Annotated in this window: 14 protein-coding genes; 4 read left to right on the plus strand and 10 right to left on the minus strand. The window is 65.3% G+C overall.

All coding sequences use genetic code 11. The annotated features are described in order from the left end of the window. Positions 1–48: 48 nt before the first annotated feature. The 4 genes from ruvB to ffh all read right to left on the minus strand — a co-directional run bounded on the left by ruvB (position 49) and on the right by ffh (position 3,788). Positions 49–1,092, minus strand: coding sequence for a Holliday junction branch migration DNA helicase RuvB (gene ruvB, locus S6FBBBH3_RS02245; protein WP_120176227.1), 1,044 nt, complete (start codon positions 1,090–1,092; stop codon positions 49–51). 91 nt (positions 1,093–1,183) lie between these two features. Further along, positions 1,184–1,777 carry a Holliday junction branch migration protein RuvA gene (gene ruvA / locus S6FBBBH3_RS02250; protein WP_120176228.1) on the minus strand — a complete coding sequence of 198 codons (594 nt, stop codon included), beginning with the start codon at positions 1,775–1,777 and terminating at the stop codon, positions 1,184–1,186. Next, a complete protein-coding gene (gene ruvC, locus S6FBBBH3_RS02255; protein ID WP_120176229.1) occupies positions 1,774–2,397 on the minus strand; it encodes a crossover junction endodeoxyribonuclease RuvC in 624 nt (207 codons plus the stop codon). Before ruvC ends, ruvA begins: the two co-directional genes overlap by 4 nt. Then, positions 2,397–3,788: a signal recognition particle protein gene (gene ffh / locus S6FBBBH3_RS02260; RefSeq protein WP_120176230.1), complete on the minus strand. Its 1,392-nt coding sequence runs from the start codon at positions 3,786–3,788 to the stop codon at positions 2,397–2,399. The genes ruvC and ffh overlap by 1 nt, the downstream gene beginning before the upstream one ends. Before the next feature lie 379 nt (positions 3,789–4,167). Here ffh and S6FBBBH3_RS02265 point away from each other — a divergent pair, with 379 nt between their 5' ends. From S6FBBBH3_RS02265 to S6FBBBH3_RS02280, 4 genes are all read left to right on the plus strand, one after another. Then, the gene (locus S6FBBBH3_RS02265; RefSeq protein ID WP_120176231.1) at positions 4,168–4,971 is read left to right on the plus strand and encodes a cytochrome C assembly family protein; all 804 of its coding nucleotides are present in this window, start codon (positions 4,168–4,170) and stop codon (positions 4,969–4,971) included. Positions 4,972–4,980: 9 nt separating this feature from the next. Next, complete coding sequence (locus S6FBBBH3_RS02270; RefSeq protein WP_120176232.1) at positions 4,981–5,283, plus strand: PP0621 family protein; 303 nt, start codon at positions 4,981–4,983, stop codon at positions 5,281–5,283. Then, on the plus strand, positions 5,280–5,909 hold the full coding sequence (gene ampD, locus S6FBBBH3_RS02275) for a 1,6-anhydro-N-acetylmuramyl-L-alanine amidase AmpD (RefSeq protein WP_120176233.1): 630 nt from the start codon (positions 5,280–5,282) through the stop codon (positions 5,907–5,909). Before S6FBBBH3_RS02270 ends, ampD begins: the two co-directional genes overlap by 4 nt. A gap of 149 nt (positions 5,910–6,058) precedes the next feature. After that, on the plus strand, positions 6,059–6,613 hold the full coding sequence (locus S6FBBBH3_RS02280) for a YggT family protein (protein ID WP_120176234.1): 555 nt from the start codon (positions 6,059–6,061) through the stop codon (positions 6,611–6,613). Positions 6,614–6,709: 96 nt separating this feature from the next. Here S6FBBBH3_RS02280 and S6FBBBH3_RS02285 read toward each other — a convergent pair whose 3' ends face one another. From S6FBBBH3_RS02285 to S6FBBBH3_RS02310, 6 genes are all read right to left on the minus strand, one after another. Further along, entirely contained in the window at positions 6,710–7,699 is a 990-nt protein-coding gene (locus S6FBBBH3_RS02285; RefSeq protein WP_120176235.1) for a carbohydrate kinase family protein, read from the minus strand. Between the two features lie 103 nt (positions 7,700–7,802). Then, positions 7,803–8,639 carry a DUF3426 domain-containing protein gene (locus S6FBBBH3_RS02290; RefSeq protein ID WP_120176236.1) on the minus strand — a complete coding sequence of 279 codons (837 nt, stop codon included), beginning with the start codon at positions 8,637–8,639 and terminating at the stop codon, positions 7,803–7,805. Between the two features lie 67 nt (positions 8,640–8,706). Then, positions 8,707–9,600, minus strand: a complete 894-nt coding sequence (gene prmA / locus S6FBBBH3_RS02295; protein WP_120176237.1) for a 50S ribosomal protein L11 methyltransferase — start codon at positions 9,598–9,600, stop codon at positions 8,707–8,709. Positions 9,601–9,763: 163 nt separating this feature from the next. After that, the gene (gene accC, locus S6FBBBH3_RS02300) at positions 9,764–11,119 is read right to left on the minus strand and encodes an acetyl-CoA carboxylase biotin carboxylase subunit (RefSeq protein WP_120176238.1); all 1,356 of its coding nucleotides are present in this window, start codon (positions 11,117–11,119) and stop codon (positions 9,764–9,766) included. A gap of 15 nt (positions 11,120–11,134) precedes the next feature. Continuing rightward, positions 11,135–11,590, minus strand: coding sequence for an acetyl-CoA carboxylase biotin carboxyl carrier protein (gene accB, locus S6FBBBH3_RS02305; protein WP_120176239.1), 456 nt, complete (start codon positions 11,588–11,590; stop codon positions 11,135–11,137). A 474-nt stretch (positions 11,591–12,064) separates the two neighbouring features. After that, on the minus strand, positions 12,065–12,685 hold the full coding sequence (locus tag S6FBBBH3_RS02310) for a hypothetical protein (RefSeq protein ID WP_120176240.1): 621 nt from the start codon (positions 12,683–12,685) through the stop codon (positions 12,065–12,067). Between the last annotated feature and the right edge of the window lie 22 nt (positions 12,686–12,707).

Genomic DNA, 12,707 nt, shown 5'->3' on the forward strand with positions numbered 1-12,707 from the left:
AACGGAACGGGGCCCTTCGGGCCCCGTTCCGTTGGATCGGATCTCAGCTTATTTTTCGGCGAAGGCCTTCACGAGCATCGCCTCCGCGCCCGGAGGGGGCATGCGGAAGTGCTCCCACGCGAGCATCGTGGCCATGCGGCCTCGGGGCGTACGCTGCACGAACCCCTGCTGAATGAGGTAGGGCTCGACCACGTCCTCGAGCGTGTCGCGGTCTTCGCCCACCGCGGCGGCGAGGTTTTCGATCCCGACGGGGCCGCCCGAGAATTTTTCGAGAATCGTGAGGAGGAACTTGCGGTCGATCATGTCGAGGCCCGCCGGGTCCACGTCGAGCATTGTGAGCGCGCGGTTTGCGACCTCCTGCGTGATCGTGCCGTCGTGCTTCACCTCGGCGTAGTCGCGCACGCGTCGGAGAAGACGGTTTGCGACGCGGGGCGTCCCGCGGGAGCGGCACGCCACTTCGCGCGCGCCCTCGGGGTCGATCGCGACGCCGAGCAGACGGGCCGAGCGGCGAACGATCGTCACGAGCTCTTCGGTCGTGTAGAACTGGAGCTGATTGACGATGCCGAAACGCGCGCGCAGGGGGTTCGTGAGCGAACCCGCACGGGTCGTTGCGCCGATCAGCGTAAAGGGCGGCAGATCGATCTTGATCGAGCGCGCCGCGGGCCCCTCGCCGATCATGATGTCGATCTGATAGTCCTCGAGCGCGGGGTAGAGGATTTCCTCGACGACGGGCGAGAGACGATGGATTTCGTCGATGAAGAGGACGTCGTTTTTCTCAAGGTTCGTGAGAATCGCCGCTAGGTCTCCGGGGCGCTCGAGCACGGGGCCCGACGTTTGCCTGAGGTTCACGCCCATTTCATGGGCGACGATATGGGCGAGCGTCGTCTTCCCTAGCCCGGGAGGTCCGAAAAGGAGCAGATGGTCGAGCGGATCTCCGCGGCGTTTGGCGGCTTCGATGAAGATATGGAGCTGTTCGCGCACGGCCTGCTGGCCGACGTAGTCGGCGAGCATCGTCGGGCGCAGCGCGCGGTCGATGTTCTCTTCGTTGGGGCTCGCGGTTTCGCCCGCGATGAGGCGCTCGTCGGCGGACATGAGATTCTCCCGGGAAAAGACGTGGCGTAGTGGGTGTGTGAGAGACTAGCGCGTTTCGGCCCGAGGGCTCGGGCCTGTTCGGCGTTCTCTCTCAGCGCGCAAGCGCCTTCAAGGCGAGTCGGATCCCGTCCGAGACGCTCGCCTCGGGCGGGAGTCCCTTCATGGCCGCCTTGGCTTCGCGTTCCGAGTAGCCGAGCGCAAGGAGCGCGCTCAGGATGTCGGCGTTGTGCGAGGACGCTTCCGTCGCGCCCGCGGCGGCAAAGAGCCCCGTCACGATCGCGGAACCTGCGAGCTTCCCCTTGAGTTCGAGAACGAGGCGTTCGGCGGTCTTTTTCCCGATCCCGGGCACCCGAATGAGCGGGGCGGTTTCGCCCGATTCGACCGCTTCGGAAAGCTTCTCGGGGGAAAGCCCCGAGAGGATCGCGAGCGCAATCCTCGGGCCGACCCCGGAAATCTTGATGAGCTCTCGAAAGGCCGCGCGCTCCGCGCCCGTCGCGAAGCCGTAGAGAAGCTGCGCGTCTTCGCGCACGACGAGGTGCGTGAAAAGCGTCACTTCGGCCCCTTCGGCGGGGAGGTTGCAGAAGGTCGACATCGGCACGTCGACTTCGTAGCCGACGCCCGAAACGTCGACGAGGATTTGCGGAGGCCGTTTTTCGAGCAGTTGGCCGCGCAGACGTCCGATCATGAGCGTGTTCCTTTCTGAAGTAGTTGCGTCCAGGCCGCGCGCGCGCCGCGCGAGGAGGCGCCGCGCCGGGCGGTCGCGTAGGTGCGCGCCGTGGCGCCCGAGCGCTCGAGCGCTCGAAGTTTCAAGGTGTGCGAGCAGCAGAGCGCGCACGCGAGCGCGTCGGCCGCGTCGGTGCGCGGAAGCGTCTCAAGGCCGAAGAGAAGCGCCATCATCTGCTGAATCTGCGCCTTGTCGGCCTTGCCGCTTCCCGTCACCGCCTGCTTGATTTCGCTCGGCGTGAATTCTTCGACGCGCAGCCCCTTGAGGGCCGCCGCGACGAGCGCCGCGCCGCGCGCCTGCCCGAGGCGAAGCGTGCTTTGCGGATTGATGTTGACGAAGACCCGCTCGGCCGAGCAGACGGTCGGGCGGTGCGTTTCGATAAGTTCCGTCAAGCGCGACGTGATGACGCCGAGCCGGAAGGCGAGTTCCCCGTCGGGCACGTCGATGACGCCGCAGGCGACGAACCGTTCGGTGCCCCCGCTCGCTTCGACGACGGCCCAACCCGTGTGATTCAACCCCGGGTCCATGCCGAGGATGCGCAGGGGAGCCGTCGTCGGGGAAGTCCCGAGCGCGTCCGGCATCAGGGCTTCAGCCCTCCGAAGCCGCCCATGCCGGGAAGCCCCATGCCGCCCAAGGCACGCATCATGCGGGAGAGCCCGCCCTTTTTCATGCGCTTCATCATTTCCTGGGTCTGCTCGAACTGCTTCAGAAGGCGATTGACTTCCTGCACGGGCACGCCCGCACCGAGGGCGATGCGCTTCTTGCGGCTCGCCTTGATGAGTTCGGGCTTGCGGCGCTCCAGGGGCGTCATCGAGTCGATGATCCCCATCGTGCGGCGCACCTGCTTCTGGACTTCCTTGTCGTTCACCTTCCCCGCCATTTCCTGGAACTGCGCGGGGAGCTTCTCGAGGATCGAGGAGAAGTTGTCCATGGCGCCCATTTGCGCGAGTTGCGCGCGGAAGTCGTTGAGGTCGAAGCGGTCGCCCGCCTTCAACTTCGTCGCGAGCTTTTCGGCTTCGGCGATGTTGATCGACTTCGTGACGTCCTTCACGAGACCCACGATGTCGCCCATGCCGAGAATGCGGGAGGCCATTGCTTCCGGATCGAACGCATCAAAGCCCGTGAGCTTTTCGCCCGACCCCACGAACTTGATGGGCTTCCCCGTGACGTGGCGCACGGAGAGTGCCGCACCGCCGCGGCTGTCGCCGTCCGTCTTCGTGAGGATGATCCCCGTAAGGGGGAGCCGCTCGTGGAAGGCCTTCGCCGTGTTGACCGCGTCCTGACCGAGCATCGCGTCGATCACGAAGAGCGTTTCGGCGGGCTTCAGGAACGTATTGAGTTCGGCGACCTCGCGCATCATCGCTTCGTCGATCGCCAGACGACCGGCCGTGTCGACGATCAGAACGTCGTAGAAGCGGCGGCGGGCGTGATCGATCGCGCCCGCGGCGATGTCGAGGGGCTTTTCGTTCGGGGTCGAGGGGAACCAGTCGGCGCCCGCCTGTTCGGTGACGGTCTTCAACTGATCGATGGCGGCGGGTCGATAGACGTCGGCCGACACCGTCAGAACTTTCTTCTTCATCGTCTCGACGAGGTACTTCGCGAGCTTGCCCGCGGACGTCGTCTTACCCGCACCCTGAAGGCCCGCGAGAAGGATCACGGCCGGAGGCTGTACGCGCAGGTTGAGGCTGCGCTCTTCTTCGGTGAGGTCGCCCCCGATGACGGCCGTAAGTTCGCGTTGCACGACGCCTACGAGCGCCTGACCGGGGTTGAGGTTGCCGACCACCTCTTCGCCCATGGCTTTTTCTTTGATGCGCGCGAGCACTTCGCGCACAACGGGGAGCGCCACGTCGGCTTCGAGAAGCGCCATGCGCACTTCGCGCAGCATGTCGCGGGTGTTTTCTTCCGTAAGGCGCGCCTGACCGCGCATCGTCTTCACGATTTTCGAAAGACGCTGGCTGAGTGAATCGAACATGTGGGTTCCTCTGTGGATCCCGGCGTCAACCGCGACGGGGATCGGAATTGGGGCCGGCCGCGTCGGGGGCGCAGTCGCCCGAAAGGGGCGAGCGCCGCACCCGGAGCCCGCCGGACGTGCCGCTCCGGAGTCGGTCGGAAGCACTGAAACTTCAGTCTTTCCTAAGACCGGAGGCTATAGAATAAAGACAATTGCGGCGGGTCTTCCCGAGCATCCCGGACGGGGTGCGGGCCCGCGGCATCCGGGGAGTTTTCCGTCCCTCGGAAAACGACATATTTTAAGGGGAGCCGGCCGCTTTTGCTTGTACGGTCATTCACCCGAACGCACGGCAAAGAGGACCACGGTCGACGAGCTCCGACGACGAATCGAGAAAGACAGAATGACAATGATGACGATTTGCACGGGCCTGGCCGCCCTCTTGTATCTTGCGGCCGGAACGGCCATCGTGGGCGCCATGAAAAACGACACGCCGCGCGCGTCGGGCCTCATCCGGGTGCCGATCCTGCTCGGCATGCTCCTGCAGGGCTACGCGATTCAGGGCGAAATGTTCCGCGCCGACGCCGTTCACTTCGGGTTCGGCTTTGCGATTTCGGTGACGTTCTTCTTCGCGGTGCTCGTGCTTCTCGTCGAATCGTACGTGCACCGTCTGCACGGACAGTTCGGGATCATTCTCGTGGCGGCCGCCTTTGCCGTGCTTCTCCCCGTGGTCTTCCCCGGGCAGCCGATTCCGGCCGCCGAATGGACGACGCTCTTCCGCTGGCATCTTCTTCTCGCCATCGCCGCTTACGGCTTCATGACGATCGCGCTCGTGCACGCCGTCCTGATGGGGTACCAGAACCGCGCGCTCAAGGCGCCGGGGGAAGAATCGAAGTTTCTCGCTTCGATGCCGGGGCTGGTCGTCATGGAACGCATCTTCTTTCGCATCGTGGCGGCGGGCTTTCTCTGTCTCACGCTCGTTCTCGTGACGGGGTCGATTGCGACGAAGGAGCAGTACGGCGTCTTCATCCATCTCGACCACAAGATGATTCTCACGTGGCTCTCCTGGGCGATCTTCGGGTTGCTGCTCGCGGGCCGCTACTTTGCCGGGTGGCGCGCGAAGACCGCCCTCCGGTGGTTCTGGGTGGGTTTTGCTGTCCTCGTCATCGCGTACGTGGGCTACAGCTTCATCCTTGAAGTTTTCTGAGCACCAAGCATGGGACGCATTCTCTTTTTCGTGGGTCTCGCCGTCCTCGTGTGGGTGGCGTGGGCGATCTCGCGCCGCAACAACAAGCTCGACAACGAAGAGCGTCGCGAACTGCGGCGCCTGCGTCGGGAAAAGGCCGAAGGCGAAAAGCGTGCCGAGCGCACGCGAGCCCTCGGCGAAACGATGGTGAAGTGCGCGCACTGCGGCACGTACTTCCCGAAGAGCGAAGGCGTGCGCCGGGGCGACCGCCTTTACTGCTCGGTCAAGTGCCGCGACAAAGCGAACGACACGAAGGGAGCCGACCCGTCGTGACCGCTTCCGCGCTTTTCCCGCGCTCCGGCCGACTCGAAGGCCTCCTTCAGCGCACCTCCCCTCACTGCGACGCCCGCCCTGCGGGCGTTGTCGTTTCGCTCCTCGTGCTCCACTACATATCGCTCCCCGCAGGCGTCTTCGAGGGCGAATGCGTCGACCGGCTCTTTACGGGCACGTGGCGCGAAGGGGACCCCGAAGAGATTCGGGACCTGCGCGTCTCCGCACACTTTTTCATTCGCCGCAACGGAGAAATCCGTCAGTACGTCTCGATCGACGATCGGGCCTGGCATGCGGGACTCTCGAACTTTCGGGGCCGAAACGCCTGCAACGACTTTTCCGTGGGTGTCGAAATCGAAGGTACGGGCGAGGTGCCTTTCGAAGACGCGCAGTATGCGGCCTTGGGGCGCCTCGTCGAGCGGCTCGCGGCGCTCCTGCCTCTGGAATTCGTCACGGGCCACGAAGTGATCGCCCCGGGACGAAAGCAGGACCCCGGCCCCTTTTTCGACTGGGACCGCGTCGAGCGGATGTTGCCTTCCGGGCTCTCCCGCGCCACCGCGCCCGAGGATTGCGATCGAGCGGCGCTTGAAAAACGCATGCGGGAATTGGCGGCCGCCGCGGGCCGCTGACCGAGACGCCGCACCTCCATTCCGGGCATGCCTTGTTGCATGTCGGTACGGTTGCGTGCGTCCGACGGCGGGCGGTTTTGCTATAGTCCCGAGAAAATTTTCTTCACGACTCTTTTTCGAACCGTACCGCAACAAGGACCGACGCCGACATGCTCGCTTCTCTCCTTCAGCTCGTTATCGGCCTCGTCACGACCATCGTCGGGGCGATGCTTCTTCTTCGCGCCTGGCTTTACTACTGGGCCGTGTCGTCGCGCCATCCGCTCGTCGAGATGTCGCGCCGCACGACCGACTGGCTCGTCGGGCCGCTCTCGAAAATCGCTCCCGCCAAGGCGGGGATCGACCGCGCGTCGATTTTGGGGGCGTTTCTCACGGCCTGCGTGACGGTGGTGCTCATGCGGCTTCTTGCGGGCGGCTTCATCGCCGCGCCGCTCGGCCTCGCGATCGCGCCCTTCGCGCTCCTTTTGCGCTGGGCGCTCGAAATGATTTCCTGGGGTACGCTCATCTGGGCGGTGCTCACGTGGGTGAATCCGGGGAGCCCCATGACCTACACGCTCGCCCTCCTGATCGACCCCTTCCTGCGTCCGGTGCGCCGCATGCTCCCGAACTTCAAGGGGATCGACTTTGCGCCCCTCGTCGTCATTCTGCTCGCGAACGTGCTCCTCATTTTCGTTGCGCCCCTTTCGCGCGGGTATCTCGTCTTCTGACGCGTCCCGACGCGTTCGAATTTCTCTTCGGCCAAGCCGAATGAAGCAAAAAGCCCGAGACGTCGTCTCGGGCTTTTAAAGTTTTCGGGCGTCGGCTCAGCGTACCTTCGAGCTCTCCGACGTTTTTCCGATGAGCGCGAGCGCTTGCGCGCGGGAGAGCGCGTAGTCCTGCGAGCCGCGGTGCGTCACCTTGACGGCGGCCGCGTAAGCGCCCGCACGGGCGGCTTCGACGGGGTCCGCCCCTTCGACGATCCCCCAGAGAAGGCCGCCCCGATAGGCGTCGCCCGCCCCGACCGGATCGACCGCGCTCTTGCCTTCGGGCAGCATCTCGGCGGGGACAAACTCGGGCGCCTCCGCCCCCGGCCGCCACACCGAAGAGCCGCGCGCGCCGTGCGTGTGCCAGACGGTCTTCCCTGATGCGGCAAGCAGCCGCGGCGTAAGCCCCGTGAAGCGCTCGATGAGTTCGGCTTCGTAGTCGGAAAAGGCGACGCCGAAGGCGCCCGCAACGAGCGTTTTGAGGCCCTCGGGGCCGTAAAGGGGCGTGGCCTGTCCGGGGTCGAAGAGGTACGGAATCCCCGCTTCGACGCACCGCTCGGCCTGCCGCAGCGTCGCGCGCCGTTCGCCCGGCGCGAGAATCGCGAGTTTCGCGTCCGCTTCGGGCATCGGTGCTTCGTCCGCACGATCGAGCGCCCCCGCATGAAAGGCGGCGATTTGGTTGCCGTCCGCGTCCGTCGTGATGAAGCACTGCGAGGAGAAGCAGTCCTCCAGCACGATGAGACCCGAAAGGTCCGCGCCCCAACTTTTGAAGCGCTCCAGGTAGGGACCGCCGTCGGCGCCGAGCGCGCCCCAGAGAACGGGGCGGCCGCCCAGAGCGTGCATCGCCCAGGCGATGTTCGCGGCACAGCCCCCGAAGGAGCGACGCATGACGGGGGTCGGGAAGGTGAGGTTGATGTGGTCGAGCCCTTCGGGGGTCAGGGTGTCGGAGAAGCGTCCGGGGGTCGCGAGCACGGTGTCGTAGGCGACGGACCCTGCGACGAGCACGGCAGGCGAAGAAGAGGAGGAAGCGGGAGACATCGAAGCGGTCATGGGGTAAGCGGTAGAAAAGCATTCGCCCCGAAACCGAAGGTCGCGGGGCGAAGCGGGAAGCGCAAAACCGAAAGCGAACGGAGTGAACGGCGAACGGCGCCCGTCAAAGGAGCGGATCCACCGCCTTGACGGCCACGCTCGAAGCGCCGTGCGGCAGCGGCGTCGTCACCGTGACGCGGGTGGCGACGGAGTCGCCCGCCGCGAGCACCGCGGGCGTCTGCGGGTAGCCGTAGTCGGCGGGCTCAAGGAGGCGCTGCGCGATGGTGTCGCCCGCGGGGTCGAGGAGCTTCACTTCCAGAGTCGGCAGGTACTGCGGACGGTCCGTCGTGTTGGCGATCGTGAGCGCAACGACAACGGGGACGGGCGCGTCGGCGCTCATCGCGCCCGTCGGGGCGGCTCCGGCCGTCGCATTCGCCGCATTCGCGTCGGTCGCGGGCGTTTCCGCGGGCACGATCGCGGGCACCGCCTCCAGGCGTCCCGACACGGTGAGGGCCGCCGGCTCGAACCACACGAAGCCCGGGCAGGGGAACGTACGGCAGACGTCCTGGTAGATGACGCGCAGTGCGGGCATCTGCTGCAGAACCGGTCGGTGGAAGTAAAGGAGCGCGGCCGCCGCGAGAACGACGAGGAGAACGAGCGCAACGAGCGCCTTCAGGAGCCCGAAGGCGCCCGATCTTGCGGGCGGCTCGGCTCGGGAATCGAACTCGGCCAGGTCGTTTGCGAGTGCGCTCATGGCGGCTTCGCCCTTCTCCGCGGGATCTTCGGGCGCGATTTTTGCTCGGAGCGCTTCTTCAAGACGCGCGTCGTCGACGGACGCGGTTTCCGCCTTGGAGAGCGAAAACACCGTACCGCATTCGCCGCAGCGCAGCGTCTCGTCCGCTTCAACGTCGTCGAAGCGCCAGAGCGCTCCGCAGGCCGGGCATCGAAGGATTTTCGCCATGGTTGAATTCTCCCTCTCTCAGAATGTTCTCTCTCGTGGATCGTGACGGTTCGTGCGTTCGACGCCGTCAGGCGCGCGTGCCCGCGATGCAGACCCAGTCGCCTTCCTGACGCCAGACGGCGAGCTTCACGGCGGGGTCGACCGCACGGTAGGTCTCGATCACTTCGTCGGCTTGCTTGGCGAGCACGCCCGAGAGGACGAGTCGACCGCCCGGAGCGACGCGCCCGAGAAGCGCGGGGGCGAGGAGCTTCAGCGGGTTGGCGAGAATGTTCGCGACGACGATTTCGAAGGTGCCGTCCTTCATGCCTTCGGGCAGAACGAATTCGGCAACGACTTCGTTCATGCGGGCGTTTTCGATCGCGGCTTCGACGGCCTGCGGGTCGATGTCGGTGCCGACCGCTTCGCGCGCGCCGACAAGCTTCGCAGCGATCGCGAGAATGCCGGTTCCGCACCCGTAGTCGAGCACGCGGTCTTCGGCGCCGACGTTCGCGTCGAGCCACTGCAGGCAAAGGTGCGTCGTCGGGTGCGAGCCCGTACCGAACGCCACCCCCGGGTCGAGACGCAGATTGAGAGCGCCCTCTTTGGGCTCGTGCCAGGTCGGGACGATCCAGAGGCGGTCCGAGACCTGCGTGGGCGGGAACTGCGCCTGCGTCAGACGCACCCAGTCCTGATCCTCGACGGGAGCGCTCGAAAGCACTTCGGGCATGTCGCAGCCGAGTTCCTTGCAAAGACGTTCGAGCTCGGCGACGAGGTCGAAATCCTTTTCGACCAGAAGCGACACGATCGAACGGGGCCAGGCGCAGGCCGCGGGCTCGAGCCCGGGCTCGCCGTAGAGGGGCTGCTCGTCGGGACGGTCGGCGTCCGCGTCCTCAATGGTCGCGGAGAGCGCCCCGGCATCCATCAGTTGGTCGGCGAGTGCTTCCGCACAGCGTTCGTCGGCAAGAAGTTTGATTTCACGCATGTCGAATCGGGCTCCGATGTTCGCGGCGGTCGAGTCGTTGAAACGGGACGCCGGACACGGGAGGGGTGAAGAAAAGATGAAACGAAACGGGGCTCCGTCGGGGAGCCTCGGAAAAAAAGAAGACGGAGGCCGCGGCCTCCGTCTTCGAAGTGTACTTGAGAACTCAGCCCGCGCTTGCGCGGTGGCGAAGCTTTTCTTCCAAATAGTGGATGCTCGTTCCGCCCTGGAAGAAGCGCTCGTCGGCGAGCAGTTCGCGATGGAGCTTCGTATTGGTTTTGATGCCTTCGACGGCCAATTCCGAAAGCGCCACGCGCATGCGCGCAATCGCCTGCTCGCGGGTGTCGCCGTGCGCGATGATCTTGCCGATCATGCTGTCGTAGTAGGGCGGTACGGTGTAGCCCGCAAAGACGTGCGTGTCGATGCGAATGCCGGGGCCGCCCGGCAGATGCCAGGCCGTGACCTTCCCGGGACTCGGGACGAAGGTGAAGGGGTCTTCGGCGTTGATGCGGCACTCGATCGCGTGCCCGCGCATCACGATGTCGCGCTGGCGGTAGCGCAGGCGCTCGCCCGCGGCGATGCGGATCTGTTCGCACACGATGTCGATCCCGGTGACGAGTTCCGTCACGGGGTGTTCGACCTGAACGCGCGTGTTCATTTCAATGAAGTAGAACTCGCCGTTTTCGTAGAGGAATTCGAACGTGCCGGCGCCGCGGTAGCCGATGCGGCGGCAGGCTTCGACGCAGCGGCTGCCGAGCTTGTCGATCGCGCGACGCGGAATGCCGAAAGCGGGCGCCTCTTCGATCACCTTCTGGTTGCGGCGCTGCATGGAGCAGTCGCGCTCGCCGAGGTAGATGGCGTTCTGGAAATTGTCGGAAAGAACCTGGATTTCGATGTGACGCGGATTTTCCAGGAATTTTTCCATGTAGACGGTCGGATTGCCGAAGGCAACGCGCGCTTCTTCGCGGGTCATCGCGACCGAGGTGAGGAGCGCGGCTTCGGTGCGCACGACGCGCATGCCGCGCCCGCCGCCCCCGCCCGCCGCTTTGATGATGACCGGGTAGCCGATCTGGCGGGCGATGCGAAGGACTTCCTGAGGGTCCTCGGGAAGCGCCCCGTCGGAGCCCGGAACGCACGGAACGCCCGCTTCGCGCATCGCTTTCTTCGCGCTCACCTTGTCGCCCATGAGGCGAATGCTCTCGGCGCGCGGACCGATGAAGGCAAAGCCCGAGTGCTCGACGCGCTCGGCAAAGTCCGCGTTCTCGGAGAGAAAGCCGTAGCCCGGGTGAATCGCTTCGGCGTCCGTCACTTCGGCCGCGGAGATGATCGCGGGGATGTTCAGGTACGAAAGCGGCGACTGCGCGGGGCCGATGCACACGCTCTCGTCGGCGAGACGCACGTACTTCGCGTCCGCGTCGGCCGTCGAATGGACGGCCACCGTCTTGATGCCCATTTCGCGACACGCGCGTTGAATGCGCAGAGCGATTTCACCGCGGTTGGCAATGAGGATCTTTCCGAACATAAGGAGCTCCGCCTCTTATTCGAGGATGAGGAGCGGCTGGCCGAATTCGACGGGCTGGCCGTTTTCGACGGCAAAACCCGTGACGACGCCGTCCTGATCGGCTTCGACTTCGTTCAGCAACTTCATGGCTTCGATGATGCCGATCACCTGACCCTTCTTCACGGTGTCGCCCACTTCGACGAAGGGAGCGGCGCCAGGGGAGGGCGCGCGGTAGAAGGTGCCCACCATGGGGCTCGTGATCGAGCGGCTGTTGGTCTGCGGTTCGGCCGCGGCGGGCGCGGGCGCAGGGGCTGCGGGCTGGGCAACGGTCGCCGTCACGACGGCGGGGGGCGCCATCGTCACCGGTTCGGCGACGGACACGGCGGGACGATTCACGATGCGGACGCGGTCTTCGCCTTCGGTGATTTCAAGTTCGGCAACGCCGCTTTCGCTAACGAGGTCGATGAGCGTCTTCAGTTTACGCAGATCCATGGCAGAAAAACCTTTGTGTGTGATATGAGGGAAGAGCCGGATGTCAGGGCCGGTCGATCTTCGGTTCGCGCGCGCTTCTCCGGCCGAACGCTTCGGGCGGGGAAGACGAGCCGTCCGCTTCAAAAGCCGTGCGGAACGGACGCCGCGGAGAGAGGGAAGTCGCAGATTGTACGCAAATGTTGCGAACGCGGCGTCAACTCTCCCTTATTTCTTCGCAATTCTCAACACTTCCGGGTGAAAAGTAAAGAGAGGAATCCTTCGAAGAAGAGTCCTTCGGAACTCATCCCTCCCTTTTCGGCGGCAAACGGTCGCGAAAAATGCGATTTGGAAGAAGTTTATCGAGGCGGCGCGGCATTGCCATGCCCTCAATCGGGTAATCCTCTTCATCCTTCCGCGTCATCTCCGTCCTCATCCTTCGGGGGGAGTGAGGGCGGGCGAGGGGGGCGAGCTTGAGGCCTTCCCGTCCCCGCACGCTCAGGCGCGGCGCTTCTTCGCGCCCCCTCGATCGACGATCCGCACGAGGACGAGTTCGGGCCGGGCGGCTTTCCGCGCGTCGAACCGCATCCCGGCTCGGTGCGGGCTCGAACGCTCGAGGGCGAGCATCAAACGCTCCGTTTCGCCCGCGCGCGGCGCCTCGGCCTGAAAGTCGATGCGGGCATTGAGAAGCGCGATTTCAACGGACTTCGCATCGTCCGCGCGAAGGACGATTTCGGTGACGGTGCCGGGAAGCGCCGCTCCCGCGGCGACTTCGCCTTCGAGGGTTCCCTCGAAGGGTGCGAACACCCCGTCGAGCAGTTCGCGCGCAAGCGCGCGTTTCTCCGCCGAGGCGCGCTCGCGCACGCCCGGATAAAAGAGGTCCGCCTCGGCCGCCGTGCGACGACGCAGCTCCGACAGCGCCCCCGCGTCGGACGACCCCGAAATCCTGCGGAGGGCCCCGCGAATGTCGTCGGGGGAAAGCGTCCCCGAAAGGCCCTCTTCGACGAGTTCGCGAACGACCTCGTAGGCGAGTGTTTCGCGGTCCCGCGCGCGGAGTGCGGCCGGGAATCGGGGATCGGAAGGAGACTCGGCATTCGATTTGCGACGGGAAGACGACATGGTCGAACTCGATGACAAACGG

Source organism: Sutterella megalosphaeroides, assembly GCF_003609995.1.
In the GTDB taxonomy this organism is placed as follows: Bacteria; Pseudomonadota; Gammaproteobacteria; order Burkholderiales; family Burkholderiaceae_F; genus Sutterella; species Sutterella megalosphaeroides.